The 710-nt window shown below is 49.3% G+C and carries 1 protein-coding gene; it reads right to left on the reverse strand.

Annotation, left to right across the window (positions count from 1 at the left end):
- The coding region (locus ACFORF_RS03005; protein ID WP_380425363.1) for an isopeptide-forming domain-containing fimbrial protein at window positions 1-710 on the reverse strand (710 nt) is incomplete at both ends.

Genomic DNA, 710 nt, shown 5'->3' on the forward strand with positions numbered 1-710 from the left:
GTCATTGATCTTCTTCGTCAATGGTGGTGGGGTTACCGTTACTGGAGGTGTATCCTTCGTGGTATCCGGGGTACCATCAACGTGGGATTTGTTTTGGTAGGTAATCTTAGCTGTGTTAGGGATCTTAGCGGTTGTCACACCTGGTTTGATGTGGGCTGTGATCACCAACTCAACTGGCTTACCTGCCAAGGCTTTGGCATCCTTGAAGTCCTTCATGGTCGCAGTCACGGTTTGACCTTCTACCTTCACATCGAAGAACTTAGCTGCGTCGCCAAGAACGTTCGCACCGGCAACCGCAATCTCACCGTTCACCTCATCGCTGATCACAAACTTCTTATAAGAAGTAATGTCAACTGGAAGTTTCGCTGTGATATTGTATGTGTATGGTGCTTCGTTGAGGGTATCAAGGTGCTCAAGAGTGCCGTTGATCTTCTTCTCAACTGTTGGGTCCTCACCTGGAGGGGTTACTGTAACTGGCGGTGTTGGAGGTGTATCCTTAGGCGGTGTTTCACCGTCTGGATCTTCTTCACCATCAACGATTGGCGTGTTACTGAAGGTAATCTTAGCCGTGTTAGGGATGTTCTGACGAGTCACGCCTGCACGGACTTGAGATACAATCACCAACTCAACTTCTTGACCGGCAATCGCTGCCGCTGCCTTGAAGTCCTTGATGGTTGCGGTCACAACTTGACCTTCTACCTTCACATCGA

This window comes from Streptococcus caprae (genome assembly GCF_042649745.1).
GTDB lineage: Bacteria > Bacillota > Bacilli > Lactobacillales > Streptococcaceae > Streptococcus > Streptococcus caprae.